This is a genomic window from Microbacterium sp. MMO-113 (assembly GCF_037148555.1).
In the GTDB taxonomy this organism is placed as follows: domain Bacteria; phylum Actinomycetota; class Actinomycetes; order Actinomycetales; family Microbacteriaceae; genus Microbacterium.
In genome coordinates this window covers 354336-379608 of the sequence record NZ_JBBCTD010000002.1, presented here as the reverse complement: position 1 = coordinate 379608, position 25273 = coordinate 354336, and the positions used below count along the sequence as shown (strand labels likewise).

General features: G+C 71.1%; 18 protein-coding genes. 8 read left to right on the top strand and 10 right to left on the bottom strand.

Translation table 11 applies throughout. From position 1 onward, the window contains the following. Positions 1 to 80 precede the first annotated feature (80 nt). Together WFJ36_RS08655 and WFJ36_RS08650 are read left to right on the top strand one after the other, a co-directional pair. A complete protein-coding gene (locus WFJ36_RS08655) occupies positions 81 to 1055 on the top strand; it encodes a carbohydrate ABC transporter permease (RefSeq protein ID WP_083391629.1) in 975 nt (324 codons plus the stop codon). Beyond that, positions 1052 to 1972, top strand: a complete 921-nt coding sequence (locus tag WFJ36_RS08650) for a carbohydrate ABC transporter permease (RefSeq protein WP_071327783.1) — start codon at positions 1052 to 1054, stop codon at positions 1970 to 1972. The genes WFJ36_RS08655 and WFJ36_RS08650 overlap by 4 nt, the downstream gene beginning before the upstream one ends. Here WFJ36_RS08650 and WFJ36_RS08645 read toward each other — a convergent pair. From WFJ36_RS08645 to WFJ36_RS08630, 4 genes are all read right to left on the bottom strand, one after another. Beyond that, on the bottom strand, positions 1962 to 2354 hold the full coding sequence (locus tag WFJ36_RS08645) for a type II toxin-antitoxin system VapC family toxin (protein ID WP_336643129.1): 393 nt from the start codon (positions 2352 to 2354) through the stop codon (positions 1962 to 1964). The two genes, WFJ36_RS08650 and WFJ36_RS08645, sit on opposite strands and share 11 nt — an antisense overlap. After that, positions 2351 to 2584 carry a FitA-like ribbon-helix-helix domain-containing protein gene (locus WFJ36_RS08640; protein WP_336643128.1) on the bottom strand — a complete coding sequence of 78 codons (234 nt, stop codon included), beginning with the start codon at positions 2582 to 2584 and terminating at the stop codon, positions 2351 to 2353. The genes WFJ36_RS08645 and WFJ36_RS08640 overlap by 4 nt, the downstream gene beginning before the upstream one ends. Before the next feature lie 170 nt (positions 2585 to 2754). Next, the gene (locus WFJ36_RS08635; RefSeq protein ID WP_336643127.1) at positions 2755 to 7938 is read right to left on the bottom strand and encodes an endo-alpha-N-acetylgalactosaminidase family protein; all 5184 of its coding nucleotides are present in this window, start codon (positions 7936 to 7938) and stop codon (positions 2755 to 2757) included. Positions 7939 to 8122: 184 nt separating this feature from the next. After that, the gene (locus tag WFJ36_RS08630) at positions 8123 to 9940 is read right to left on the bottom strand and encodes a glycoside hydrolase family 35 protein (protein WP_292787880.1); all 1818 of its coding nucleotides are present in this window, start codon (positions 9938 to 9940) and stop codon (positions 8123 to 8125) included. 93 nt (positions 9941 to 10033) lie between these two features. Here WFJ36_RS08630 and WFJ36_RS08625 point away from each other — a divergent pair, with 93 nt between their 5' ends. Then, positions 10034 to 11068 carry a LacI family DNA-binding transcriptional regulator gene (locus tag WFJ36_RS08625; protein WP_071327785.1) on the top strand — a complete coding sequence of 345 codons (1035 nt, stop codon included), beginning with the start codon at positions 10034 to 10036 and terminating at the stop codon, positions 11066 to 11068. Between the two features lie 9 nt (positions 11069 to 11077). Here the strand turns inward: WFJ36_RS08625 and WFJ36_RS08620 are convergent, their stop codons facing one another. Genes WFJ36_RS08620 through purM form a run of 3 tightly spaced genes read right to left on the bottom strand, consistent with a single transcriptional unit; the run spans position 11078 to position 14991 of the window. Next, entirely contained in the window at positions 11078 to 12400 is a 1323-nt protein-coding gene (locus WFJ36_RS08620; RefSeq protein WP_336643126.1) for an MFS transporter, read from the bottom strand. Then, the gene (gene purF / locus WFJ36_RS08615; RefSeq protein ID WP_336643125.1) at positions 12400 to 13872 is read right to left on the bottom strand and encodes an amidophosphoribosyltransferase; all 1473 of its coding nucleotides are present in this window, start codon (positions 13870 to 13872) and stop codon (positions 12400 to 12402) included. The genes WFJ36_RS08620 and purF overlap by 1 nt, the downstream gene beginning before the upstream one ends. 6 nt (positions 13873 to 13878) lie before the next feature. After that, positions 13879 to 14991, bottom strand: a complete 1113-nt coding sequence (gene purM / locus WFJ36_RS08610; RefSeq protein ID WP_292787885.1) for a phosphoribosylformylglycinamidine cyclo-ligase — start codon at positions 14989 to 14991, stop codon at positions 13879 to 13881. 304 nt (positions 14992 to 15295) lie between these two features. Between purM and WFJ36_RS08605 the strand changes: the two genes are divergently transcribed. The 4 genes from WFJ36_RS08605 (at position 15296) to WFJ36_RS08590 (ending at position 20453) form a co-directional block, all read left to right on the top strand. Further along, a complete protein-coding gene (locus WFJ36_RS08605) occupies positions 15296 to 16693 on the top strand; it encodes a DUF5979 domain-containing protein (RefSeq protein WP_292787887.1) in 1398 nt (465 codons plus the stop codon). A gap of 144 nt (positions 16694 to 16837) precedes the next feature. Next, complete coding sequence (locus WFJ36_RS08600; protein ID WP_336643124.1) at positions 16838 to 18364, top strand: amino acid adenylation domain-containing protein; 1527 nt, start codon at positions 16838 to 16840, stop codon at positions 18362 to 18364. Next, the gene (locus tag WFJ36_RS08595) at positions 18361 to 19653 is read left to right on the top strand and encodes a hypothetical protein (RefSeq protein ID WP_336643123.1); all 1293 of its coding nucleotides are present in this window, start codon (positions 18361 to 18363) and stop codon (positions 19651 to 19653) included. The genes WFJ36_RS08600 and WFJ36_RS08595 overlap by 4 nt, the downstream gene beginning before the upstream one ends. Positions 19654 to 19658: 5 nt before the next feature. After that, positions 19659 to 20453 carry an enoyl-CoA hydratase/isomerase family protein gene (locus WFJ36_RS08590; RefSeq protein WP_336643122.1) on the top strand — a complete coding sequence of 265 codons (795 nt, stop codon included), beginning with the start codon at positions 19659 to 19661 and terminating at the stop codon, positions 20451 to 20453. Positions 20454 to 20516: 63 nt separating this feature from the next. Here WFJ36_RS08590 and WFJ36_RS08585 read toward each other — a convergent pair whose 3' ends face one another. Continuing rightward, positions 20517 to 20801: a hypothetical protein gene (locus tag WFJ36_RS08585; RefSeq protein ID WP_336643121.1), complete on the bottom strand. Its 285-nt coding sequence runs from the start codon at positions 20799 to 20801 to the stop codon at positions 20517 to 20519. Between the two features lie 294 nt (positions 20802 to 21095). On the opposite strand from WFJ36_RS08585, the gene WFJ36_RS08580 reads away from it, so the two are divergent. Continuing rightward, positions 21096 to 21701 carry a zinc-binding alcohol dehydrogenase gene (locus tag WFJ36_RS08580; protein WP_083391632.1) on the top strand — a complete coding sequence of 202 codons (606 nt, stop codon included), beginning with the start codon at positions 21096 to 21098 and terminating at the stop codon, positions 21699 to 21701. Here the strand turns inward: WFJ36_RS08580 and WFJ36_RS08575 are convergent. Both WFJ36_RS08575 and WFJ36_RS08570 read right to left on the bottom strand, forming a co-directional pair. Then, positions 21698 to 22033, bottom strand: a complete 336-nt coding sequence (locus tag WFJ36_RS08575; RefSeq protein ID WP_071327795.1) for a hypothetical protein — start codon at positions 22031 to 22033, stop codon at positions 21698 to 21700. The two genes, WFJ36_RS08580 and WFJ36_RS08575, sit on opposite strands and share 4 nt — an antisense overlap. 94 nt (positions 22034 to 22127) lie before the next feature. Next, on the bottom strand, positions 22128 to 25190 hold the full coding sequence (locus WFJ36_RS08570) for an HtaA domain-containing protein (RefSeq protein ID WP_336643120.1): 3063 nt from the start codon (positions 25188 to 25190) through the stop codon (positions 22128 to 22130). Positions 25191 to 25273 lie beyond the last annotated feature (83 nt).

Below are 25273 nucleotides of genomic sequence, written 5' to 3'. Positions count from 1 at the left end.
ACGGCATCATCGGATGAACGACGGCGGAGTGCACGGGCGATCGTGCACTCCGCCGTCGTCGTGAGAGCGAGAGGCACATCATGGCCACAGTCACCGAGACGAGGGCAGCGGCGACGCTCCCTCCCGCGCGCCGTCCCGTCGCCCCGTCGACCAGGCGATCGCGGATCCGGCGGGAGGGGCTGACCGGGTGGCTGTTCATGGCGCCGTTCGCGCTGCTGTTCGCCGTTGTCTTCCTCATCCCGATCATCGTGTCGGTCCGCTCGTCGTTCTTCGCCCAGGTACCCGCCGGCGGCGGCCTGTACGGCGGCGGCGAGCTCGTCGACACCTTCGTCGGCCTCGACAACTTCGCCGCGGCGGCGACGGACGGCGCGTTCTGGGCCGGCATGGGACGGGTCGTGCTCTACGCGGCGTTCCAGATCCCGGTGATGATCATCGCGGCCCTCGCCCTGGCCCTGCTGCTGGACTCGTTCATCGTGCGCCGCCCCGCCCTGTTCCGCCTCGCCTTCTTCCTCCCGTACGCGGTCCCCGGCATCATCGCGGCGATGATGTGGCTCTACCTCTACACGCCCGAGGTGTCGCCCTTCCTGCCGTATCTGCCAGAGGGGACCGACCTCATGTCGCCGCAGACGATCCTCTTCTCGATGGCCAACATGACGACGTGGACCTACACGGGCTACAACATGCTCATCTTCCTCAGCGCCCTGCAGGCCATCCCCCGCGACCTCTACGAGGCCGCTCGCCTGGACGGCGCGAGCGGATTCCAGATCGCGACCCGCATCAAGGTGCCGCTCGTGCGCGGTGCCGCCCTGCTGGCCGTGCTGCTGTCGATCATCGGCACGATCCAGCTGTTCAACGAGCCGGTCATCCTGGAAGCCGCGAACTCCTGGATGGGCAAGGACTTCACGCCGATGATGCTCACCTACAACACGATGATGGGCGAGCTGTCGCCGTCGGGCAGCGGTCCGGCGTCGGCGTACTCGCTGCTCATGGCCGGCATCGCGGGCGTGCTCGCGATCGTGTACGCACTGCTCCAGCGGCGGAAGGGCGACGCATGACCACCACACGACTCGTCACCGTGGCTCCGCCGACGAAGCGGCGCTCTCGCAGACCGCAGGCGGCGGACGCCCCTCCCCCGTCGATCGCTCCCGGCCCCGCCGCGCGCACGTTCGGCATCATCGCCCTCGTCGTCGCCACCGTGTACTTCCTCGTGCCGGTGTTCTGGCTCGTGGTCGCCTCGACGAAGAACAACGCCGACCTCACGTCGACGTTCGGCTTCTGGTTCGCCGAGCCGAACCTCGCCGCCAACTACGACAGCCTCATGGGCTGGACCCAGGGGCTGTTCTGGCGTTGGGTCGGCAACTCCCTGTTCTACTCGCTCAGCGCCGGGATCATCGGCACGCTGTTCGCCGTGATGGCCGGCTACGCGATCGCCAAGTTCGCCTTCCCCGGGAAGAAGCTCGCGGTCGGCATCATCATGGCAGGGCTCCTGCTGCCCGTCGCCCTGCTCACGGTGCCGCTGTACATCGAGTTCCAGGCGCTCGGCCTCACGAACACGGTGTGGGCGATCATCATCCCCTCGGCGGTCTCGCCGTTCGGCGTCTTCCTCGGCATGGTCTACGCGCAGTCGTCGGTGCCGACGGAGCTGCTGGAGGCCGCCCGCATCGACGGTGCCGGTGAGGCCCGGATCTTCTTCACGATCGTGCTGCGGCTGCTCGGCCCCGCGATGGTGACGATCTTCCTGTTCATCTTCGTGGCCACGTGGAACAACTTCCTCCTCCCGCTCATGATGATCTCCAGCCCCGACCTCAAGCCCGTCACGCTCGGCCTCTACGGCATGATGAGCTACTTCTCCCCCGACAAGGGCGCCGTCATGCTCGGAGCACTGCTCGGCGTGATCCCGCTCATCGCCCTGTTCTTCACGCTGCAGAAGTACTGGCGCTCCGGTCTCGCCGCCGGCGCCGTCAAGGGCTAGGCACCTCGACGGCGCACAGACCGGAGGCCGCCCGCGCGAGCCTCCGGTCGTGTGTGAGGAGGGGGCAGTCGAACACCGCGGCGAGCGCGACATACGCGGCGTCGTAGGCGGTGAGGTTCGTCCGCAGCGCGAGGATCCGCGGCACCAGCGGGAGCGTCGGGTGCAGGTCGACCGGGAGGCGGGCGAGGTCGCCGGCCGCGGATTCGAGCGCCGCGGCGTCGAGGACACCGCCGCGTTCGAGCCCCCTCAGAGCGCTGGCCACCTCCACCGGCAACAGCTCCGGGGCCAGCAGAAACTCGTCCTCCAGTCGCGACCCCAGGACACCGGCCGACGTTCCGGTGCAGACAAGGTCGACGACGATCGAGGCGTCGACGACGATCACAGCCCGGCGCGCCCCTCGTGCACGGCGGCGACAATGCTCTCCGGCGTGAGCGCGGTCATCTCCGGCTGCCGCGCTCGTCGGCTCAGGAACTCCGAAAGTGTCGGGCGCGAGGCGAGGCGGGCGAGTTCCGTCGACAGGTACTGCTGAAGCGACTGTCCTCGCTCGCGCGCGCGTGCGGCGAGCACGGAATGCACGCCCGGATCGAGGTCGCGGATGAGGACGTTCGGCATGCTTACAGTATGCATGTGCGGCTCCTTTCGTGGCTACCCCTCGAGTATCGGGGACCGCAGGCACGCTCTTCGGCCCCGGACCCGCGACCCGTGGAGAACCGCGAAACGCCCCGCCGCGTGCAGAAGAGGCCCGGGGCGAACCCCGGGCCTCTCGTGTGCAGCAGAGGGACTCAGCTACGTCGCCGCCGCCAGAGCCCTGCGCCGAGGGCGCTCAGCGCGAGGGCCCCGGCAGCCACCGCCAGCCAGGTCATCCCGTCGGCGCCGGTCGTGGCCAGAACCCCGCCGGCACCCGTCGCGGCGCCGGTGACCGCGAGATCCGCACGAGCGAGCTCGGCGCCCGCGGCGTCCGTCGCGACGAGCGCATGGGCACCCGCGGGCGTGGCCGCCGGGATGAGGACGGTCGCGACCGCGCTGCCGTCGGCGGCGATCGTCACCTCGCCCACCCTGACCGGCTCCGAGTGGAGCCAGAGCTGCACGACGGACTCGGGGTCGAAGCCGCGGAGCTGCACGCGGAGGGAGTCTCCGGCCGCGGCGGTGCCGACCGACGGGATGAGGACGGCTTTCTTCGCCGGCTTCGCCTTCTTGACCTTGAGGTCCGCGCCGGCCACCTCCGCGCCGGAGGCGTCCTTGACGAGGAACCGATGCTTCCCGACCGTCGCATCCGCGGGGATGAGCACGCGGGTGGTCAGCGCGCCGCGCGCATCGACCGTCGCGTCCGCGAGCCGCACGCCGTCCAGCCAGAACGAGACGGCGGCGCCGGGCGCAAAGCCCGAGAGCACGACCTCGACCGTCTCCCCTGCCCGTACGGAATCCGCGCCGAGCGTGAGCACCGGATCGGTCTCCGGGGCGCACGCCCCGAGGTCCTCTGCTGGTCGCTTCTCCGGGGCGTGCCCCGCCTGCGGGGACGTGACGCCGTACACCGCCATCTCCGCCACGGCCGCGAACGGCGTGCCCGAGATGGACGAGGTCGCCGTCACCCGCACGTATCGCGCGGTCGTCGCGGCGAAGTCGACATCCTGCCACTCCGCGACGTTCTTCCACTCTCCCGCCGCGACGTCGGTGAAGGTCTGCCCGTCGGTGGAGACCGCGACCTGGAACCCCTTGATGGGACCGTTCTGGTTCGCGCCGCGCCGGAGGTAGGAGATGCCGTCGACCGTCTCCGCGGAACCGAGGTCGAACGTGAGCACGTGCGGATACCCGGGGGCGTCGCTGCTCCAGCGGCTGTGCCAGAACGTCCCGGCGTTACCGTCGAGCACGTTCGCCGCCGTGCCGTCCTCACCCGCGGTCTCCTCGGAGCTCGCGGTCGCGGTGATCTGCGCGTTCGGGATGCGGGCACGGGAGGCGACCGCCGCCTCCTGCGCCGTCTGCACGGTCCGCACGTCGCAGTCGACGAGATAGGTGGCCGCGATCCCGATGCTGACGGCGGAACCCGCGGCCGACGCCGGTGCCGTGAGCAGCCAGTCCGTCGTCACGCTCTCGCCGGGGGCGACCTTCGCGAACAGGTTCGACGACCCGTCTGCGACCTCGACGGTGTAGCCCTCCGGGAGGTCGAGCTGCACACCGACGTTCTCCGCCAGGATGTCCTCGCTGTTGGTGAAGGTCGTGGTGAAGGGTGTCTGCGCCCCGGGACTCAGGGTCACGGCCTCGCCGGACACCGTGGCGCACGGGGTGCCGCCCTCGGTCGGACCCAGGTCGGTGACGGTGAAGTCGTCGAGGACGAAGTCGACGTCCGGGCCGCCCACGCGCTCCAGGCCGACCCACGTGTAGTCGCCGCAGCCCACGATGACGTCCTCCTGGAACGCGGTGGTCTCCAGGGCCTGCACGACGGGGGTGCGACGCAGGGTCGTCGAGGAGATCTCCCCGTCGAGCACGGCGTCGGTGCCGGTCAGCCAGCGGTAGGCCCCGCTCGCGCCGGCCTGGTAGTCGAACCCGATGCGGTAGGTGTGCCCGGCCTGCAGCGGCACCAGCGTGGGGTCGGTCCGGTAGACGACGCCGGAGTTCTCGGAGTGGGACATCAGCGAGTGCTCACCGGTGAGGGTGCTGTCCACCGCCAGCCCCGCGAGGGCTCCGCTGTCGAACGGCTTGGCCGTGTTGCGCCAGTCGCTCGTCGTGTACGGGTCGTGTCGCCGCGAGATGCTCGTGCGCGGGTCGTCGATGCCGTTGGCGTCGCCCTTCACGAACGGGCCCCACCCGGGCTGATTGCCCTCGAAGTCGTTCGAGTACACCGTGCCGGCCGCGGCCGGCGCCGTCGTGTCCGCCATCACCCTGGCGTTGTCGATGCGCACCGCCGCGTCGCCGGCGACCGCCGAGACCGAGACGGTCACCTCGCCGGAGGCCGGCGCCAGGAACGACACCGATCCGCGCTGGTAGTACTGCCCGGCCTTGGAGTCGGCGCGCATGTAGTTGTACGTCGGGGACAGGTTCCAGGTGCGGCTCACGACGCCGCCGCCGGTGTCGACCGCGACGCTCACGTCCCGCGTGGCCGTCGGATCGATCTGCACCTGCGCGGAGAACGCGTAGCGCTCCCCGGGGGTGAGGCCGGTGGCGGTCTGCGAGATCGAGGAGGCGGACGAGCCGAACACCGCGATGTTGTCGCCCCGCGAGGCGTTCTTCGCCGCACCGAGGTCCGTGCGCTCGATGGTCACCTCTCCCCGGGGGTTCCAGCCGTCGAGCGCGCCCGCGTTGAACCCGGGATCGGTCAGACCGGCGTCGCGGTACTCGATCGCCGCCCGCTGCGCCCCGCCCTGGGGCACGACGACGTAGGCCGTCCCCTTCTCGCCCGAGAGGGTGAGCTCGCCGTCGACCGCGGTGACGGTGCGCACCTTCTCGCGGCCCTGGTCTCCGAGTGCGAACACGTCGAAGGTCGTGTTGCCGCGGAAGGCGTCCGTGAGACCGAAGGTCTTCTCGCCGCCGGAGGCCGTGAAGAAGTACATCTTGTCCGCGTCGACGGGCGATCCGGACTCGGCGCTCGACTCCAGCGACTGCCACGGCAGCAGGTAGGAGTCGCCGCGCAGGACGGTCGCGCCCTCCATCGTGACGACCCGCGTGCCGCCGTCGAGCCGCGCCACCACGTCGTCGGTGAACGTCGCCTCGACCCCCGACTCGTACGTCTGCAGGTCGAAGTGCTGCAGGAACTTCGTCGGCAGGCTCTGCGACCAGATGTTGCCGATGAAGCCGTCCCAGTTGCGGTTGCCCACCCAGCCCTCGGCATCGACGAGACGCTGTTGGCCCAGCAGGACGTCGTCGTTCCAGACGTCCGCCTGCGCGTTCTGGATGAACCGCACCATGGTGGAGTTGATGCCCTTGTTGTCCTTGCCGCCGTAGGCGAGGTCGTTCGGCCAGTGCGACCAGACCGTGCTGTCGACGAACTTGTCGCCCCACTCGGTCGCGACCTCGAGGTCCATGGCGTTCAGCTCGTCCGCGAGCTCCTCGGCCACCCAGCCGTTGGAGTAGTACACGTCGATGTAGACGCCGCTGAGTCCCGGCACCTCGTCCCGCAGCTGCTGGAAGCGGTCGAGCACGCGTCCGGTGCCGAGATCGGTCTGCTGATTGATGTAGTACGACTGGTCGAGCCAGTTCCAGCCGGGCTTGTACGGCGGGGTGCCATCGAGGATCGCCGCGTCGAACGCGTCCGCCTGCGGGTAGATCTCCGTGGCGTTGACGTGCACGCTCATGTCGGCGTTGAGCTTCGCCCCCTCGTCGACGAGGCGGTTGAGGTCGGCGAGGCCGCCGGCACGCTCGTTGTAGTTCCCGCCGTAGTCGGTGTTCGCGGAGTCGTGTCCCTCGCTGCCGAAGCCCTTGTTGAGCACCCACTGGCCGAGGCCGTCGGTCTGGTTCGCGATGCGCTTGGTGTTGTCGAGCACGAGGTCGAAGTAGTTCGTGGCGCTGGAGGCGAAGTTGAACGGGATGCGGCTGACCACGCGGTCGGCCACCCGGTCGGCACCGAGGCGCGGGGCGTCGACCTCGCGGTAGCGGATCGCGGCGTCCTGCCAGTCCACGGTCTCGTCGCCGTTGCGGTCGGCGGTGAGGAGCACCGTGACCTTCGGCAGGGCGTAGGTCGTCACCCGGCTGTCGACGGCGGTGGTCGGATGGATGAGCCAGGTGTTCGAGCCGATCTCCGCGGTCCGGCCGTCGGCAGCGGTCACCCGCGTCGTGAGCCGAGTGTTCCACGAGGCGGTGCCGCCGGACGCCTGCGTCGTCGCGTTCGTGATCACGCTGCCGGCGAGGGTCCCGTCGCCGAGGAACGCGAAGGCCGCGCCCTTCGTGCCAGTGGCCGTCGCCGCACCCACCGCGATGTGCTCATCGGCGTTCGTGGTGCTGTTCGGGCTGATCACGGTGCGGTCAAGGACGGCGCCGTCTGCGGCCGTCGCGGAGAGGAACGCGTTGTCGGGCAGCGCCAGGGTGTTCACCGCGGCGGAGCCGTCGACTCCGGTGACGGCGAACTCGACCGTGCCGTTCGCCGCGACGCGGATGCTGCTGCGCACCGTGACGTCGAGGCCGGTCAGGGTCGAGACGTAGTCGACGCCGGTCGCCGTCGCCGTGGAGGTGGTGGTCGACGCATAGGCGGTGCCGTTGACCGCCCAGGTGCGCGGGGAGCTCTTCTGCCCGCCGAGGCGGTCATCGCCCACGCGGTAGCCGAGGATCTGCGGGAACGCGGAGGAGACGGTGGCCGTGGTGCCGCCCGCGGCGATCTCGACGGTGTCCCCGGGCTCCGGCTGCTCCGGCGTCTCCGGCTCGGTCACGATCGGCGGGAGCTCCTCGTCGGAGAGCACCTGGATCTCGCCGGCGCCGCCGCCCGTGGTGCCCTGCGCGTCGATGATGAGGAGGGCGACGTACCGGCCGTCCTTCGCGGTGTCCAGCGTGATGCGCTGCTTCTCGTCGTTCGCGGTGGGCGCGTGCAGCGTCGCGGCCGCGGCGGCGGCGCCCCATCCCCCATCGGCCGGCGAAGTGCGCGCGGCGTCGGCGTCATCCGTGACGTACACCTCGACGGTCTTCGCCGCGACGCTCTGGCCGCGCTTGACCGAGTAGTCCAGCGCCTTCACCGAGAGGGACCGCTGCAGATCGAGGGAGATCCAGTGCGGGAAGGGGGCGTTGGCCGAGTACCGCGACGTCCACTGGGTCGAGTAGTCGCCGTCGAAGGCCCCGAGAGCGGTGCCGTCGAGCGAAGGCGGTGCCGGATACGGGTCGGCTTCACTGGACACCGCGTGCAGCCGGTAGTCCGCGTGCGGGACGGGGACGAGATCGGCGGCCTGTGCCGCGGTCGCGGGGAGGAGCGCTCCGCCGAGCGCGAGGGCCGTCGCCAGCAGGGAGCTGACGGCGACGGCGGTGCGCGGCGGTCGGGAAGGTGTCGACACGTCTTGCCTCTCGAACGGTGCGACGGCCGGAGGAAAGGACGCCCCGGTGCGCCGCAGGTGGATCATCGATCGGAACCGATGTTTGCGCTATCACCGTAGAGCGACATTGTGGCTTAAGACAAGAGTCGAGCGCTAAGTATGCGCAAACATTGGCCGAAGGTCACCACCCGCGCCCGTGTGGCACTCAGGAGCCGATGAACTCCTCGGTCTCCCCGAAGGACGGCGCCTCCCGGATCTCCACCATCGCCCCGAGGCCGTCGGTGTCGAGCACCACGATCTCGTTGCGGCCGGCACGCCACAGCGGCGCGGGGGCGTAGAGCGTCTCCTGCGGGCCCACGCTCCAGTAGCGTCCGAGCAGGAATCCGTTCAGCCACACCAGGCCCTTGCCGCCACCGGGGAAGGCGAGCCACGCGTCGAGGGGTTCAGCGATATCGAACTCGGCGACGGCGAGGCCGTCCGTTCCGCCCGACCCGACGGTGTCCGAAACCGGTGCCGTCTGCGGCAGGAGGCGATGCGTCCAGCCGTTCACGAGGCGGCGGCCGATCATCACCCCGCGCATGATGCCCTTGCCCTCGCCGGTGTACGGCCCGTAGTTGATGCGTCCGAGGCTCTCGACGACGAGCGTCAGCCGACCGGAGCCGCCGTCCACGGGGAGAGCGAGGGACGTCTCACCGTCCCGTTCGAGCACACCGAGCCGGCGGTCATCGAGGAAGACGATCGCGCGATCGTGCAGGCCGTCGACAGTCAGCGTCGCGTCGTCGGGGAACGACACGTCAGCCTCGTAGGCGACAAGGCCGTCCTCCGCCCCGAGCTGCTCGAAGGTGAGCGGGCGGGGCGAGAGCGCGCCCACCGCAGGGGTCGCCCGCACGACGTCGAGCAGGCCCGCCCGTGGCTCCAGCGGGGCGGAGGCCGCGGACTGCCGCCGCGGCTGGTCGGGAACCGGTGGCAGGCCGTCCGCGTGGAAGGGCGCGAAGAGCGCGCGAAGCGCATGGAACTTCTCCCCGAGCGTGCCGTCCTCGCCGATCGGGGCGTCGGAGTCGTAGCTGGTCACCGTGGGCTGCAGCACGAGGTCGTGGTTCGCGCCGTTCCACAGGCCGAAGTTGGTGCCCCCGTGCGCCATGTAGAGGCTGACCGAGCCGCCCTCGTCGAGGAGCTCTCGGATCGTCCCGCCCATGCTGTCCGCCGAGCGCACGTGGTGCCGCTCGCCCCAGTGGTCGAACCAGCCGCCCCAGAGCTCGCTGCACATGAGCGCCTCCCCGTGCCGACGCAGGGAGGCCGCCACCGGCACCCCGGTGCCGAACGTGAACGTCGTCATCGCACCCGGCACGCTCCCGTGCGCGATCATGTCCGGGGTGATCCCGTCGGCGGTCGTCAGCATCTCCACCATCCCCCGTCGGCGGAGCCCGTCACGCAGGTGGGCGAGGTAGGCGGCGTCGCTGCCGAACGATCCGTACTCGTTCTCGACCTGGATCGCCACGATCGGCCCGCCGTACGCCGCCTGCAGGGGCACGAGCCGCGGGAGCAGCGCGTCGTACCAGGCGTCGACGGCGGCGAGGAACGCGGGATCGCTCGTCCGCAGCGCCGAGACCCTGCCGGTGAGCCAGAAGGGCAGCCCACCGTTCGACCACTCCGCGCAGATGTAGGGACTCGGCCGGAGGAACACGTCCAGGCCCACCTCGCCCGCCAGCCGCACGAAGCGCTCGACGTCCCGCCAGCCGTCGAAGCGGATGTCCCCCTCGACCCGCTCGTGGAAGTTCCAGGCGACGTAGGTGTCGACCGTGTTCGCGCCCATCGCGGCGAGCCGGCGCAGGCGGTCCTCCCACTGGTCGGGGTGCACGCGGAAGTAGTGGATCGAGCCGGACAGGATGCGATGCGGCACACCGTCGCGGAGGATCTCCCCGTCGTGCCAGGACAGGGCGGGAGCGCCGGAGACAGCGGCGGCGGTCGGCGCGGCGACGGCGGTGGAGGAGCCGTCGGAAGCCGCGGCGAGAAGGTCGGACATTGCACTCCCAGCTGAATTGTTTGCGTTCACATTATCGCATCGCCGAGGTCCGCGCTCCCTGGTTTTCCGCCGATGGATCGCTACCATTGGGCTATGTCACCTCGCCGTCCGAAAGACGACCGCGCCCCCAGCCAGGTCGACGTCGCCCGCCTCGCCGGCGTCTCCACGCAGACCGTCTCGCGCGTGATGTCCGGGCAGGACAACGTGCGGCCGGAGACCGCGCGACGAGTGCTCGCCGCGGTCGAGGAGCTCGGCTACCGGGTGCACGCCGCGGCGGCGTCGCTCGCCTCGGGCCGCACCCGCGTGCTCGGCGTGATCGTCGTCTCGACCGACCGCTACTCCTCCGCCGCGCTCGGCGTCGGCATCCAGCAGGCCGCGGCGGCGAACGGCTACACCGTGACCACGGCGGCGGTGGCCGACCACGCCTCGGACGACGCATTCCTCGAGGCCTTCGATCGTCTGGAGAGGCAGGGAGCGGAGGGCATCATCCTCGGCGTGCCGATCGCCCTGGACACGCCAGCGATGCGGGCGCGTACCGAGCGGACACCCGCCACCCGCAGCGAGCGCACCTCCCTCGAGGAGGACGCCCCGCTCGCGGTCGACCAGCGCGCGATCGCCCGCCTCGCCGTGGAGCATCTCCTCGACCTCGGCCACGAGACCGTATGGCATGTCTCTGGCGACGACTACTGGACGGAGACGCAGCAGCGCAGCGAGGCCTGGGAGCAGACGCTCCGCGAGCGCGGCATCGTCCCGCCGCCCGTGATCCCGGCGGACTGGACCCCGGAGTCGGGGTACCGTGCCGGGCGGACCATCGCCGCGATCCCCGAGGCGACCGCGGTCTTCGTCAGCAGCGACGAGATGGCGTTCGGCCTCATCCGCGCCCTGCACGAGGCCGGGCGCAGCGTGCCGGAGGACATCTCCGTCGTGAGCGTCGACGACATCGCCCTCGCCGCCTACGCCTCCCCCGCCCTGACCACCGTCCGTCAGCCGTTCGAGGCCATGGGCCGCGCCGCCGCGCTGCGGCTCATCACCCAGATCGAGGGCCACGACCCGATCGGCGAGATGCCCTCCACCGACCCGCAGCTCATCGTGCGCTCCTCGACCGCGCCACCGCGCGTCACGCGCTGACGGCGATCGTCACCAGCGGCCGTGACGCCGCTCCCACTCGTCCTCGATCGTGCGGCGCCGACCGGCGATGATCCCCGCGGGCACCGAGACGACCAGCACCCCCGCCACCACGAGAAGCGGCACCTGCCACCCTCCGCTGGTGTCGTGGAGGAGGCCGACGAGGAGCGGGAACACCGCCGCGATCGCGTAGCCGATGCTCTGCACGAAGCCGCTGAGGGCGACGGCGCTCTCCGGCGTGCGGGCGCGGATGCTCAGGAGCACGAGGCTCAGCGGGAACATGATCGCGGTGAGCCCGAAGATCGCCACCCACAGCGGCAGCGCGATGGTCGGGAAGAGCAGCAGTCCGCCGAGCCCGACCAGGCCGGCGACCACGGCCACGAAGAACAGCGGGCGGGTGGCCTTGAACCGCACGACGAGCACCGGCACGAGCATGGAGCAGGGCAGTCCGACGAGAGCGAACAGCGAGAGCAGGAAGCCGGCGGTCGCCGGGGTCACCCCGCCGAGGTCGACGAGGATGGTCGGCAGCCAGGCGAAGGCGACGTAGGCCATGGTCGACGACGTGCCGAACACGAGGGCGAGCGCCCACGCCAGCGGCAGTCGCCAGAGCCGGCCGAAGACGCGGGGACTCGCCGACTGGGTCGTGATCGGCCCGGTCGAGGCGGCGACCGCGTCGCGCACATCGTCCACGCCGTCGGTGGGGTCGGGGACGAGGAGCTCCGTCGGCACCGGGCGGTCGTCGCCGCGCGAGCGCACCAGCAGCGTGACCCAGGGCACGAGTGCGAGGGCGGCCACCACACCCCACATGCCGAGTGAGATCCGCCAGCCGAGCGAGTCGGCGACGGGGACGGCGACCAGCGGCGGGAGGAAGGTCGAGACCGCGAGCGTCGTGGAGTACGCGGTCATCATGACGCCGAGCCGGTCGGCAAAGTACTTCTTGACCAGCGGCGGCAGCAGGACGTTGCCCGACCCCACGCCGGCGAACACGACCGCGGTCGCCGCGAGCAGACTCCAGGAGTCGGGGGCGAGGCCGCGCAGCAGCATACCCGCCGCCATCAGCACGATGGCCACGACCGCCATCCGCTCCAGCCCGAACCGGCGCTCGAACAGGGGGGTCAGCAGCCCGAACAGCGCGAAGCAGACGGGCGGAGCGGCGCCGATCAGCCCCACGATCACGGGGGCCACCGGGAAGTCCTCGGCGACGTGATCGAGGACCGGAGAGAGCGAGGCGACCGCCGACCGCAGCGAGAACGCGACCAGCACGATCCCGATCAACGCGAGGGCGCGCCCCTGCCAGAGGGGTCGACCCTGCGGCGAGCTCAGGGACCCGGACATCAAGAGGTCTGCGACCCCTCCACCCAGGCGAGGTACTCGTCGGTGACGGTGCCGGTGACGTAGCGGCCGTCGAAGCAGCTCATGTCGAGGTCTTCCAGTACGGAGCCCTCGGTGATCGCGGCCTTCAGGTCGTCGACCTCCTGGTACACGAGGTGGTCGCAGCCCAGCTCCTCCGCGATCTCGGGGATCGTGCGGCCGTGGGCGATGAGCTCGTGCCGGGAGGGCATGTTGATCCCGTACACGTGCGGGTGCCGGACCGGCGGGGCGGCGGAGGCGAAGGTCACCGAGGCGGCTCCGGCGTCCCGCGCCATCTGGATGATCTCCTTCGAGGTGGTGCCGCGCACGATGGAGTCGTCGATCAGCAGCACGTTCTTGCCCTGGAACTCCGTGGACATGGCGTTGAGCTTCTGACGCACGCTCTTCTTGCGCACCGCCTGCCCTGGCATGATGAAGGTGCGGCCGACGTAGCGGTTCTTGTAGAAGCCCTCGCGGTACTCGATGCCGAGCTTGCGGGCGACCTCCATCGCGGCAGGGCGCGACGAGTCGGGGATCGGCATGACCACGTCGATCTTGTCCATCGGCACGTGCTTCGCGATCGTGTCGGCGAGCTTGTCGCCCATCCGCAGGCGGGACTCGTACACCGAGATGCCGTTCATGACGGAGTCCGGACGGGCGAGGTAGACGTACTCGAAGGCGCAGGGGGCGAGGTGCGTCTCGGCGGCGCACTGCTTCGTGAACAGCTCGCCATCGTTCGTGATGAACACGGCCTCGCCGGGCTCGACCTCGCGCACGACCTCGTAGTCGCCGTTCTCCAGCACGAGGGACTCGCTCGCCACGACCCACTCGTCCTTGCCCTCGGCCCCGGGGACGACCGACGGACGACGCCCGAGGATCAGCGGACGGATGCCGAACGGGTCGCGGAACGCGAGCAGGCCGTAGTTGGCGATGACGGCGATCACCGCGTACGCGCCCTCGATGCGGTCGTGCGTCCGGGCGACGGCCTCGAAGATCCGGTCCGGGTCGAGGTCGACCGTGGAGGTCGTGGCCTGCAGCTCGCCGGCGAGCACGTTGAGCAGCAGCTCGGTGTCGCTGGACGAGTTCAGGTGCCGACGGTCGCGCTGCGCCATGTCGGCGGCGAGCTCGCGGGTGTTCGTCAGATTGCCGTTGTGGATGAGGATGATGCCGTAGGGCGCGTTCACGTAGAACGGCTGCATCTCCTCTTCACTGGACGCGGTGCCCTTGGTGGCGTAGCGGACGTGGCCGAGACCGACGTTGCCGAGCAGTCCGCGCATGTCGCGGGTGCGGAACGCCTCGCGCACCATCCCCTGGGCCTTGGCGTTGTGCATGACGCCGTTCGCCTCGGCGGTGGCGATGCCCGTCGCGTCCTGCCCGCGATGCTGCAGCAGCAGGAGGGCGTCGTAGATGTCCTGATTGACCGGGGCAGAGCCCACCATTCCGACGATGCCGCACATGGGCTCTTACTTCGCTCCGTCCGCGTAGGCGCCGACGAGGCGCACTGCTCCACCATCGACGCCCTTGGCGCCCTGTTCGAACTCGCCGTCCGGACGCGAGCCGAAGCCCACCGTGCCGACCTGCCAGGAGGGCATGCCCTCGGCGTTCAGCGCCGCGATCGCGACGTCCTTCTTGTCCGCCGCCACCACGGCCAGGAATCCGATGCCGAGGTTCCAGGTGCCCTCGGCGGACTCCAGCGTGGAACCGGCGATGTCGCTCAGCACGCGGAAGACCGGACTCGGCGACCACGTGCTGCGGTCGACCTCGACCCAGCTCCCCTGCGGAAGCACGCGCGCGAGGTTCGCCGCGATGCCGCCGCCGGTGACATGGCTCAGGGCGTGGACCCCGCCGGAGGCCTCGATCAAGCGCAGCAGCGGCAGCGTGTAGAGGCGCGTGGGCTCGAGCAGAGCCTCGCCCCACGTCGAACCGAAGTCCTCGGCGTTGTCGCCGTACGAGATCCCGGCACGGGTGATGATGTGGCGCACGAGCGAGTAGCCGTTGGAGTGCAGGCCGCTGGAGGCGACCGCGATGACCGCATCGCCGTCCTGCACACGCTCCGCGCCCAGGATGGCGTCGGCCTCGACCACACCCGTCGCCGCGCCGGCGACGTCGTAGTCGCGAGGACCCAGGAGACCGGGGTGCTCCGCCGTCTCGCCGCCGACGAGCGCGGTGCCCGTCGCGGCGCACGCCTCGGCGATGCCGCGCACGATGTCCGCGATCCGCTCGGGGACGACCTTGCCGCAGGCGATGTAGTCGGTCATGAACAGGGGCTTGGCGCCCACCACGACGATGTCGTCGACGACCATGCCGACGAGGTCCTGGCCGATCGTGTCGTGCTTGTCGATGGCCTGCGCGATGGCGACCTTGGTGCCGACGCCGTCGGTGCTGGTCGCGAGCAGCGGACGCCGGAAGTCGCGGAGCGCGCTGGCGTCGAACAGACCGGCGAAACCGCCGACACCGCCGAGCACCTCGGGGCCGTGCGTCGCGCGCACGGACGACTTCATCAGTTCGACGGCGAGATCACCCGCCGCGGTGTCGACGCCGGCTTCGGAATAGGGGTTGGTGGGGGAGGCAGCCACTCGAACAGCCTACCGCCCGCGGGCGCCCCGTCGGCTCGCGGCCCTCTTCGCGGGCAGGGCGGATCGAGCGCCATCAATACGTCCTCATCTGTAGCGTAATCATCCGCACATGTGAGAGTCTGTCGGCGAATCGGGCGGGCTCGACGATCGGGTGTCCCGGAAAGAACAGGAGAGGTGGATTGTGCGCATACGGACGAAGAGAACGGAGCGACGGCACGGGAGAAGGCGGGGCGCGGCGAGCAGCGCCGTCGCCCTCCTCGCCCTCGTCGGGCTCGCGGTGCCGCCGGCGGCGCAGGCGGCGGAGTTGGATGCCATCACAGCGGTGACGGTGGTGGAACCGACAGGCGACATCCACCTGTACGACACGCTCCGACTCGAGGGCACGTGGGCGGTTCCGGACAGCGCGCAACCGGGGGACACCTTCTCGCTCGCCTTTCCCACGACGCCCCGCCTCGTCGGCGTCTCCTCGACATTCCCGCTGCGGGATCCGGACGGTGCCGTCGTCGGCACCTGCACCGTCACGGCGAGCGCGATCACGTGCACGCTGAGCGACTACGTCCTCACCCATGACAACGTCCGCGGCACCCTGTTCTTCCAGGTGAAGGCGGAGGAGACCACCGACGTCGACACCGTGACCTTCACCACCGGGGACGGGGATCCGATCACCGTGGAGATCCCCGGCGGCGGCGTCGGCCCGCAGCGTCCCGAGCCGGTGCCGACGGACGCGACCAAGTCGGGCGTGCAGACCACCGACGGGAGGATCGAGTGGTACATCTGGGTGCCCGGACGACTCCTCAGTGGAGAGCGGCCGACCCTCACCGACACCGCGACGCCCGGGCTGACTCTGCTACCGGACACCGTGGCCATCGGCTCGGTCGCCACCGACGCGTGGGCCGGCGGCCTGTTCGACCCGGCGGACTTCCACCCGCTCGCGGCGGGATCCGACTTCATCCTCACTCCGGGCCCCGCGAGCTCGGCGTTCACCGTGGAGCTCACGGCGCCGGCGCAGGCCGACCGCCTGTATCGGCTGTCGTATCGGACCGAGCTGCCGGCGGATGCGCACGACGGCCAGGTGTTCGCCAACACCGTCTCCGGGTCGAGCGTCACGACCACCACGGCCACCGTGACGGCGAGCGTGGCGGGCGGCGACGGCGCAGGGGACGGGCGCGGCGGGTTCTCGGTCGCGAAACGGATCGTCGGCGACGGGGCACGCCTCGTCCCGGTCGATACGACGTTCGCCGTCGACTACTCCTACCCCACCGCGGATGGCCTGGTGACCGGCACGCTCACGCTGCCCGCGGACGGCACCGCCCGCCAGGTCGCGCAGATCCCAGCGGGCGCGGTCGTGACGCTGTCCGAGCACACCGCGGAGGCCGTGCCCGGTGTCGTGTGGGGACGCCCGCAGTTCCGCGGTGACGGCGTGACGACGACCGAAGGAGGCGCACGGCTCACGATCGGCGCGGGATCGGTCGCGGCGGTCGAGCTGACCAACCCGACCACGCTCTCCCCGCCCTCCCCGAGCACGCCCCCGACCACCGCGGAGCCGCCCTCCCCGTCGGAGCCGACGCCGCCCGCTCCGCCCGCAGGGCTGGCCGCGACCGGCGGTGACACCGGCGGTCTCATCGGGCTCACCGCGGGGGCGGTGCTCGCGCTGGCGGCCGGGGCCGTGCTCCGTCGTCGTGCGGGGACGCGCCGTGGATAGCAGCTCGCGGGCGCGCGCAGTCGCCACTCCTTACGGTCCCGAAAGAAGTCCGCCGCCCGCCTTCGCGGCTGCTTAGCGTGGGCGGTCCCTCCTCGCATCGCGACCCCGGTCCCGATGCGAGGTCCCGGACAGAGAGGACCAGCGATGATCGAACCGATTCCCACCGAGCGCCCCGACGAACCGCGCCTGCCTTCGCCCTCCTTCGGCGCGCCGAGCGCCGCGCCGTCGACCTCGATCACCGCGCTGATCCAGGCCCGTGCCGCGGAAGCCCCGGATCGATGCGCGGTGGAGCATCTCTCAGCCTCACTCACCTACGGCGAGCTCGACGATGCCTCCTCCCGGCTGGCGCAGCACCTCCGGCAGCGCGGGGTCGGCAGAGGAGACGTGGTCGGCGTCTTCCTCGAACGCTCGATCGCCATGGTCATCGGCATCCTCGCGGTGCTCAAGACCGGCGCCGCGTACGCACCGCAGGACGCGCGCATCTCGCCGCGCGCGCAACTGGGCCGGATCGCGGAGCAGGCGAGGATGCGCGTCGTGCTCACCACCGAGCGCTTCGTCGGCACCATGCCGGAGGGACTGGAGGTGATCCGTATCGACGAGCCGCGGGAGGCCACGTCGCCTGCCTTCTCCGTGGCGTCCACCCCGTCCGACACCTGCGCTGTCATCTTCACCTCCGGCACCACCGGAGTCCCCAACGGCGTGCAGGTGAGTCACGGCAACCTCGTCAACCTCCTCACCCAGGCTCCCGGCGATCTCGGCATCACCGCGGGCACACGCGTGGGGCAGGTGCTCAACATCGCCTTCGACATGGCCATGTGGGAGATGTTCGGCGCCCTCGTGCACGGCGGCACGCTGGTGATCCGCGGCACGGACATCGCCGCTACCACGGAGCGCGTCGACGTGCTGGTCGCCACGCCCAGCATTCTCGCCACGCTCTCCTCCCATCGCAGCACGGCACGCACCGTCGTCGTCGCCGGGGAACGCTGCCCGCAGGCCCTGGCCGACGAGTGGGCTCGAGAGCATCGATTCCTCAACTCGTGCGGTCCGACCGAGATCACGATCATCAACACGCTCGTGGAGCACCACCCTGGCCGCCCGCTCACGATCGGCGCTCCCGTGCCGGGGACCAGCGTGTACGTCCTCGACCCGGACCTTCGGCCGGTGCGGGAGGGCGAGAGCGGCGAGATGTGGGTCGGCGGCGCCGGAGTCACCGCCGGATACATCGGCAACCCCCACCTCACCGAGGAGCGATACGTCCCCGATCCGTTCGCGGCGGACGGCAGCCGGATGTTCCGCACCCGGGATGTGGGGCGCTGGACCCCGCAGGGTGAACTCGAGCACCTCAGCCGCACCGACGACCAGGTGAAGGTGCGGGGATTCCGCGTCGAACTCGACTCCGTCTCCCGCGCTCTGGAATCCGCTCCCGGTTGCAGCGCCGCGGTGACGGTGCGCCGGGACGCGCGCAACCTCGCCGCGGTGGTCGTCCCGGCCACCGTCGATCCCGACGCGGCCCGGACGGCCGTCGCGGAGCTGCTTCCCTACTACTGTGTGCCGACAGAGGTCGTGGCGGTGGATCGGCTTCCTCTGACGCCGCGGGGGAAGGTCGATCGTGAGGCCGTGCTGCGCCTTCTCGATGCGGCCGCCGCGACCACGACGAGGGCGGCCGCATGACCGCATCGACCACCGCGACACGACTCGACCGCCGCCGAGCTCCCGCCTCCCGGTGGGCACGCCTGCGCCGTTCCCGGTATCTGAAGCCGTACAACCGGCTCGCGGCTCTGGTCGTCGCGGGCAACGCGCTCGCGTTCGCGCTCCTTCCGCAGCCGACACCGGAGCAGGCCTTCACTGCGGCCGGGATCAACGTGTTCGTCGCGGCACTCGTCCGGCAGCAGTACGTCATCAACCTGCTCTTCCGCCTGGCAACCGGGGCACCCCACTCGCTCCCCCTGCGCACCCGGTGGGCGCTCGGCAAGATCTACAGCTTCGGCGGGGTGCACGTCGGAGCAGCGGTCGGCGCGACCGCCTGGTACGTCGTGTTCACCGTCGGCTCCTTCGCCGCGAGCGCGTCCGCGCTGTTCCTGACGACCAGTTCTGTCGCCTCCCTCATCCTTCTGGCGATGCTCGTCACCTCTCTTCCCTCTGCCCGCGCGCGCCACCACGACGCGTTCGAGCTCACTCACCGCTTCGGCGGGTGGATGCTCCTCCTGCTCGTATGGGTGCAGACCATCGGCATGCTCGCGCAGACCCAGGCGACACCGGAGCAGTATCTCGGCTCCGCTCCGCTCTGGCTGCTCGCGGCGACGACCGTGAGCATCGCCCTCCCCTGGCTGCGGCTGCGTCGCGTGCCGGTCGAGATCGAGACGCCCTCCGGGCATGTCGCGATCGCCCGCTTCGACTACGGCGTCACGCCGTTCGCGGGATCGTCGACCGCGATCAGCCGCAGCCCGCTCCGGGAATGGCATGCGTTCGCCAACATCCCCGCGCCGGGGCAGTCCGGCTTCCGACTGGCGATCTCGCGCGCGGGCGACTGGACCAGTCGGCTCATCGATGACAAGCCCCGACACCTGTGGGTCAAGGGAATCCCGACCGCGGGAGTGGGCAACATCGACCGCCTCTTCACCAAGGTGGTCTGGGTCGCCACCGGCAGCGGCATCGGACCGTGCCTGCCTCATCTGCTCGCCCGCACCGCGCCCGCGCACCTCGTGTGGTCGGCGCGATCACCCGTCGAGACATACGGTCCGTCCCTCGTGACGGAGATCCGCGACGCGGTGCCTGACGCGCTGATCTGGGATACGCGAGCCGACGGCAAACCGGATCTGCTCGCGCTGGTACGCCAGGCCGTCCGGACGAGCGGTGCCGAAGCCGTCATCTGCATCTCCAACGCCACCACCACCTGGTCCCTCGTCGAGGGACTCGAACGAGAGGGCGTCCCCGCCTTCGGAGCGATCTGGGACTCATGAAAACCATGTACGAGACCATCGACATCACCATCGCGAATGCCGTGGCTCAGGTCCGGCTGTGCAGGCCGGAGCAGAGGAACGCACTGTCCGAGCTCATGATCACGGAGCTCGTGCATGCGGTCGAGCACCTGGCCGGCCTCTCTCTCGCGGGCGTCGTGCTCAGCGGTTCCGGGACGGCTTTCTCCGCCGGTGCCGACCTCCGCGAGCTCCGCGCGGGGCGGGAATCGCTCGACCCCGGCGCCGCGGGGCGAGCCGTCGCGGAGCGGGCGAAGGGTCTGATGACGCTCATCGAGAGCGTCCCCTTCCCGACGATCGCCTGCGTACACGGCGCGGCGATGGGCGGAGGCCTGGAGCTTGCGCTCGCCTGTGACACGATCTTCACCACTGCCGACTCGCGTTTCGCCCTGCCGGAGCCGACGCTCGGCCTCATTCCGGGGTTCGGCGGTGTGCGCCGACTCCTCGAACGGGTGGGCCCGGCCCTCGCGAGTGAGATGGTGATGATCGGTCGGACGCTCGACGGCAGTGAGGCGCTGACCCACGGGCTCGCGACACGTCTGGTCACGCCGGCGGCGCTGCAGCACGAGGCCCTCTCCGCCCTCACAGCAGGCAGGCCCCGCTCGCGGGCCGCGACCGCGCTGGCACGTTCCGCCTTGCGCGCAGCCGTCGCGGAGAGCCGCGCCGCAGCTTTCACCGAGGAGACCTGGCTGTACGGCGACGCGTTCGCGCTCGCCGACAGCAGGGACGGGATCGCGGCGTTCCTCGAGAAGCGCCCGCCGTCGTTCCCCACCGACAGCCTCTGAAACGTGGCCAGGGCCCGACTCGGCGCTGCGAGTCGGGCCCTGGCTCCGGCACGGCGAAGGATGTCAGCTCTGGCCCGCGACGTTGTCGCGGGCGTCCTGCGCGCTGCTCTTCACCTCGTCGACGGCGTGGGTCGCGTCGTCGCGGACATGCGCAGCAGCGCCGGCGGCCTCCTCCTTGACGGCGGCGAAGGCCATCAGGCCCACCGCCAGCCGATTCCCCTGGGCCTTGGCGACGGTGTGCCGCCCCGCATCGGCGACCGAGGAGGAGGCATCGCCGAGCCAATCCCCGGCGTCGTCGGCAGCGCCCATGACCCGGTCGACCCTCGAGCGCACGGCGCCCTTCATCATGAGTGCGCCGTATCCCGCCCCGCCGAGCATCCCCGCCCCGCCGCCGGCACGCGTGGCCGACTGCTTGAGCTCTGAGCAGCGACCCGGGGTCGCGGTCGCCGATCCAGCCGGCGATGCCCTGGATCCGCGTCGACGCCTGGCGAACGAGGTCGGCGGCCACACCGCCGTCGGAGCGCTCTGTGTCGGCGACACCCGCGGCCTCGTGCGCGGCGGTCCGGACGGTGACGCGGCTCACGGAGGGCATTACCGTGCCAGGACTCCGCACGGTTGCCGCACCCGCCTACGATGGGGGCCATGGCCGACAAGCCGCAGTGGCTCATCCGCGAAGACGCGAGCGTTCCGGTGCTCGTCGCGCTCGCGCTGCGCCAGCTGCTGGGCATCAGGGCGCCGCTGGACCTTCCGTCCCTCCGCGACCTCTCGGTGCGTGCCCCCGATGCGGCGGATGCCCCGCCCGAGGTCGAAGCGCAGTGGCAGGGGTACTGGGACATGACCGTGGAGCCCCGGGCTCATCACTCCGGTGTGCCCCTGGAACTGATCGACGGCTTCGACACCCTGGTGGCCCTCCCGGCGAGCGGCGCCGAGGCGCTCTCCGCCGCGATCCGGCCGCATGCCGGAACCGCCCTCCGGTACGCCACCGCCGCGCACGACCGGTACGTCGGGTCGATGAAGAGCCACACCGGCGGGGACGCCTACCGGGCGTACGCGAGCGCGATCGCGGAGTTCGAGCGTGACATCGGACGCCGCGCGCACTCGTTCGAGCTGAACGTGCAGGTGCTGCCGCTGTCCCAGCGCGGGATCTGGTGGATCGGCGACCTCACGGTCGCGGTGACCGACGGGCTCCGCCGGGACGTCGTGGCCTTCGACTCCGCCATCCGGCCGGTGATCGCCGAGCTCGCCTAGGAGGGGTCGGTCGTCGTGTCGTCCTCGTCGACCACGGTCTCCCGGTCGACCCTCACGACGCGGTCATGGCGGCGGGCGATCCGCTCGAGGATGAGGCCTGCCACGCCACCCAGCGCCAGCCCGATCGGCACGGTCCACAGCAGCAGGAAGCCGAAGACCTGACCAGGCGGGTAGACGACGTCGAGCGCCTGCGACTGCTCGAAGCTGCCGACCATCGTGAGGATGCCGGCGGCGATGACGCCCAGCACGACCCCGATGCCCATGAGCACGCCGTACCGCGGCACACGGCGCACGGTCGCTTCGACGGTCTGGTGGGTGTCGTGGGAGGGCATGCCTCCATTGTCCCACCCTCTGCGGGCGTACGCAGCCGCACACGGAACCGCCCTCCCCGATCACCGGGGAGGGCGGTTCCGATAGCCGCCGGACTCAGACCTCGGTCGTCGTCTCGGCCGGCTCCCCCCTCCGAGTGCGACGCACGATCAGTACCCCGCCCGTCGCGGCCGGCGCCACGACCACCAGACCGCCCACGATCCAGGGCCACACCGGAGCTTCCTCGGTGGCGACCGGCGCGCTGATCGCGGTCACCGCCGCGTCCGCCTCGGCCTCCGGCTCGGGCTCCTCGTCGGCGGGAGTGCCGCAGGCGCCGTCGACCGGGATCACGGCGGAGACCGGGTCGAGCTCCTCGCCCGCCTCATACGTGCCGAACGCGGAGGCACCGGCCGGGGTCAGCGTCGTGGGAACCGCATCGAGGGTCAGCGCGCCGTCGACGACGGCGGCGTCCGCGAGGGCGAACTCGGCGAGACGCACGCCCTCTTGCGCCACGGCCTCCCCGGCCTGAGTGGTCCCGGTCACGTCGAACACGAGGTAGCCGGTGTCGCCCACGAGCTCGACCCGCGCGTTCGCCAGCGTCGTGTTCAGCGCCCCGTCGTGGCCCGTGAAGGTGATGCTGCCGCCGTAGGCGACCAGACCCGTGCGCGCCTCGTCATCCAGCGAACCGGTGCCGTTCGACCACACGAAGGCGGGGTACTCGTAGGTGACGCCGGTGAGCGTCCAGCCGCCCCGCGCGATGCCCTCGATGTACGTGCGGAACGACTCCTTGTAGCCCCAGTGCAGGGTCGCCCCCTCGACCGTGCACACGCCGATCTCCGCGGTCGCTCTGGTGAGCGTGAACGCGAGACCGCGATCGACCGAACCCTGGAAGGTGAGCGTGTGCGCGCCGTCGGCGAGCGTGGCCGGGAGGGCACCCGACCACGTCGCGACCCCCGCCGCATCGGCCGTCACCGTGCCGAGCAGCACGGGGGTCGAGTACACGACCACCTTGATGCCCTCCTCGTTCGCACGGAAGCCGGAGGCGGAGACCGTGGCCGTCTTCCCGGCGGCGAGCGCGGCGAGGTTCTCCTCGTCGACCTCGATGCCGGCCGCCGTCGGCGCGGTCGTCGGGAGCGTGGCCTTCGGGACGACCGCGGCCGCCGCGACCGTTCCCGTCGTGCCCGACGGAGCGGCGGCGACGGAGCCGATCGTGAACGAGACGGGGGCGAGCGTGGTGCCGTACCCCGAGAGCACGCGGTCGCGTCCGGCGTCCGTGAGGGCGGCAGGTGCCGCCGTGTAGGTGACGGCGCCACCGGCCGCCGTGCGGACGGCGCGGGAGAGGTCGAGGGTCGCGAACGGCACCTGCGCACCCCCGCTCGTCACGAACAGCGTGGCAAAGGACGCCGAGGTGAGCCGGATCATCGGATCGGCGACCGTGACGTCGAGCACCCCGTGGTGGCCGGTGAAGCGCACAGCGCCGCGGTAGACGACACTGCCGCGTCCGGAAGCCGCGTCGAAGTCGCCGCCCACGGTCTGCCCGAACCGGAACTGGCCGCCGGACCGCGTGGCGCCCCCGGAGACGGTGATCGTGCCCTGGGCGATCGGTCCGGTGATGTAGTTCGTGAACGAGGACGAGATGGCCCAGCGCAGCGACCCGCCGGGGACGGTCGCGGCCGGCTTCGTCGGCGTCACCGGGGTCTTCGGCGTGACCGGGGGCTTCGGTTCGGTCGGCTTCTCACCGAGCAGGGCGCGCCACTGCGCGTCGGTGACGGTGACAGTGGAGCGTGCGTAGATGGTGTCCGCGTTCGGCATCGTGTGCTGCTGCCAGACGATCACCTCGTAGGCCTTCGACCGGTCGAGAGCACTCGCGGCCGCGGTCAGGTCGGCGCTGAAGCCGCCGCCGGTGATGCCGCGCACGTACTGCATCGCGAGGAAGCCGCCTCCGGCGGTGACATCGGCCTCCGTGCCCTTCTCGATCAGCGCGGCGTAGGCACCGGTGACGGCACCGAGCTTCGTCGCCGCGGCCGTGACCGTGAGGCCGTCCTCGGCCGTCGCCGCCTTCACGGTGGTCGTCAGCCCCGAGGCGATGCGGTAGTCGAGAGCGACGCTGCGCTCCTGGTCGGCGTTGACGACACCACCTGCCGGGTAGGTGTACACGCCGTAGGAGCCGGGCGTCGCCGGGGTGTCCTTCAGCGTCAGCGCGACCTGGAACGAGCCCTCGGGCGAGATGTCCACCCACTGTGCGCGGATCGCACCCTGGTACTGCGTCGGGACCTGGGTCAGCACATCCTCGGCGAGCGCCCAGGCCTGAGCACCGACCGAACGCGCCGAGGACGGCGCCCCCTGCGAGGGCTGCCACGTCGCGGCGAAGTTGCCGAAGACCACATAGGCGCCCTGGGGCAGGTTCGACGGGATCGGGACGCCGCGTCCGCCGACGTTCGCGGTCGGGTCGTATCCGGTGCCCTTGACGACGATCGCGTCGCCGGCCTGGAGGCGAGCGCCCGCAGCGGGCGTCGTGCCGTCGGCGAGGAACACCTCGATGGCGGCTTCGGCGGGCGCCGGCTCGGTCTCACCCGGGGCCGTCTCCCCCGGCTCCGTCTCACCCGGAGTCGTCTCCCCGGGCTCGGTCTCGCCCGGCTCGGTCTCGCCCGGCTCCGTCTCCCCGGGCGCGGTCTCGCCCGGCTCCGTCTCGCCCGGCGCGGTGGGCGTCGTTCCGAAGATCGTGTCCCACTGCTCCGGCGTCACCGTGACGTCGCCGCGGCCGTAGATCGTGGCGGCTGACGGCGCGGAGTGCTGCTGCCAGACGAGCACCTCGTACGTCTTCGTCCGGTCCAGGGACGCGATTGGCGCCTGCAGCGTGAAGGAAGCGGCCCCCTGCTGCACGCTCGGGAAGGGCAGCGCGAACGCGGCGTAGCCACCACCGGCGGAGATGCCGCTCTCGGTGCCCGACACGATCAGTGCGGCATAGACGCCCGTCACGTCGGGCAGGCCCTCAGCCCGCACCTGCACGGTGAGGCCGCTGGTGTCGGCGGACGACACCGCCGCGGTGACGGTCGCCGCAGCCGCGTGGGCCGGTGGGCTGACCATCGCCCCGGCGGCGACGAGGACGAAGGAGACGAGGGCGGCGAGCAGGACACGCAGGCGTGTGCTCGCTGATGGGGTGTGTGCTGTGGCGTTCACGGTTCTCCGCGGCGCGCCGGGCGCGATCGATCGTGCGCTCCCGGCGGTGCCGCACGGCAGTCGGGCGAAGGTGGAGTTTGGTT

What these genes read in the sequence shown, in the direction of transcription:
- WFJ36_RS08655 (WP_083391629.1), top strand. Translation starts at nt 81, where the DNA reads ATGGCCACAGTCACCGAGACGAGGGCAGCGGCGACGCTCCCTCCCGCG.
- WFJ36_RS08650 (WP_071327783.1), top strand. Translation starts at nt 1,052, where the DNA reads ATGACCACCACACGACTCGTCACCGTGGCTCCGCCGACGAAGCGGCGC.
- WFJ36_RS08640 (WP_336643128.1), bottom strand. Translation starts at nt 2,584, where the DNA reads ATGCCGAACGTCCTCATCCGCGACCTCGATCCGGGCGTGCATTCCGTG.
- WFJ36_RS08630 (WP_292787880.1), bottom strand. Translation starts at nt 9,940, where the DNA reads ATGTCCGACCTTCTCGCCGCGGCTTCCGACGGCTCCTCCACCGCCGTC.
- WFJ36_RS08625 (WP_071327785.1), top strand. Translation starts at nt 10,034, where the DNA reads ATGTCACCTCGCCGTCCGAAAGACGACCGCGCCCCCAGCCAGGTCGAC.
- WFJ36_RS08620 (WP_336643126.1), bottom strand. Translation starts at nt 12,400, where the DNA reads ATGTCCGGGTCCCTGAGCTCGCCGCAGGGTCGACCCCTCTGGCAGGGG.
- purF (WP_336643125.1), bottom strand. Translation starts at nt 13,872, where the DNA reads ATGTGCGGCATCGTCGGAATGGTGGGCTCTGCCCCGGTCAATCAGGAC.
- WFJ36_RS08600 (WP_336643124.1), top strand. Translation starts at nt 16,838, where the DNA reads ATGATCGAACCGATTCCCACCGAGCGCCCCGACGAACCGCGCCTGCCT.
- WFJ36_RS08595 (WP_336643123.1), top strand. Translation starts at nt 18,361, where the DNA reads ATGACCGCATCGACCACCGCGACACGACTCGACCGCCGCCGAGCTCCC.
- WFJ36_RS08590 (WP_336643122.1), top strand. Translation starts at nt 19,659, where the DNA reads ATGTACGAGACCATCGACATCACCATCGCGAATGCCGTGGCTCAGGTC.
- WFJ36_RS08585 (WP_336643121.1), bottom strand. Translation starts at nt 20,801, where the DNA reads ATGATGAAGGGCGCCGTGCGCTCGAGGGTCGACCGGGTCATGGGCGCT.
- WFJ36_RS08580 (WP_083391632.1), top strand. Translation starts at nt 21,096, where the DNA reads ATGGCCGACAAGCCGCAGTGGCTCATCCGCGAAGACGCGAGCGTTCCG.
- WFJ36_RS08575 (WP_071327795.1), bottom strand. Translation starts at nt 22,033, where the DNA reads ATGCCCTCCCACGACACCCACCAGACCGTCGAAGCGACCGTGCGCCGT.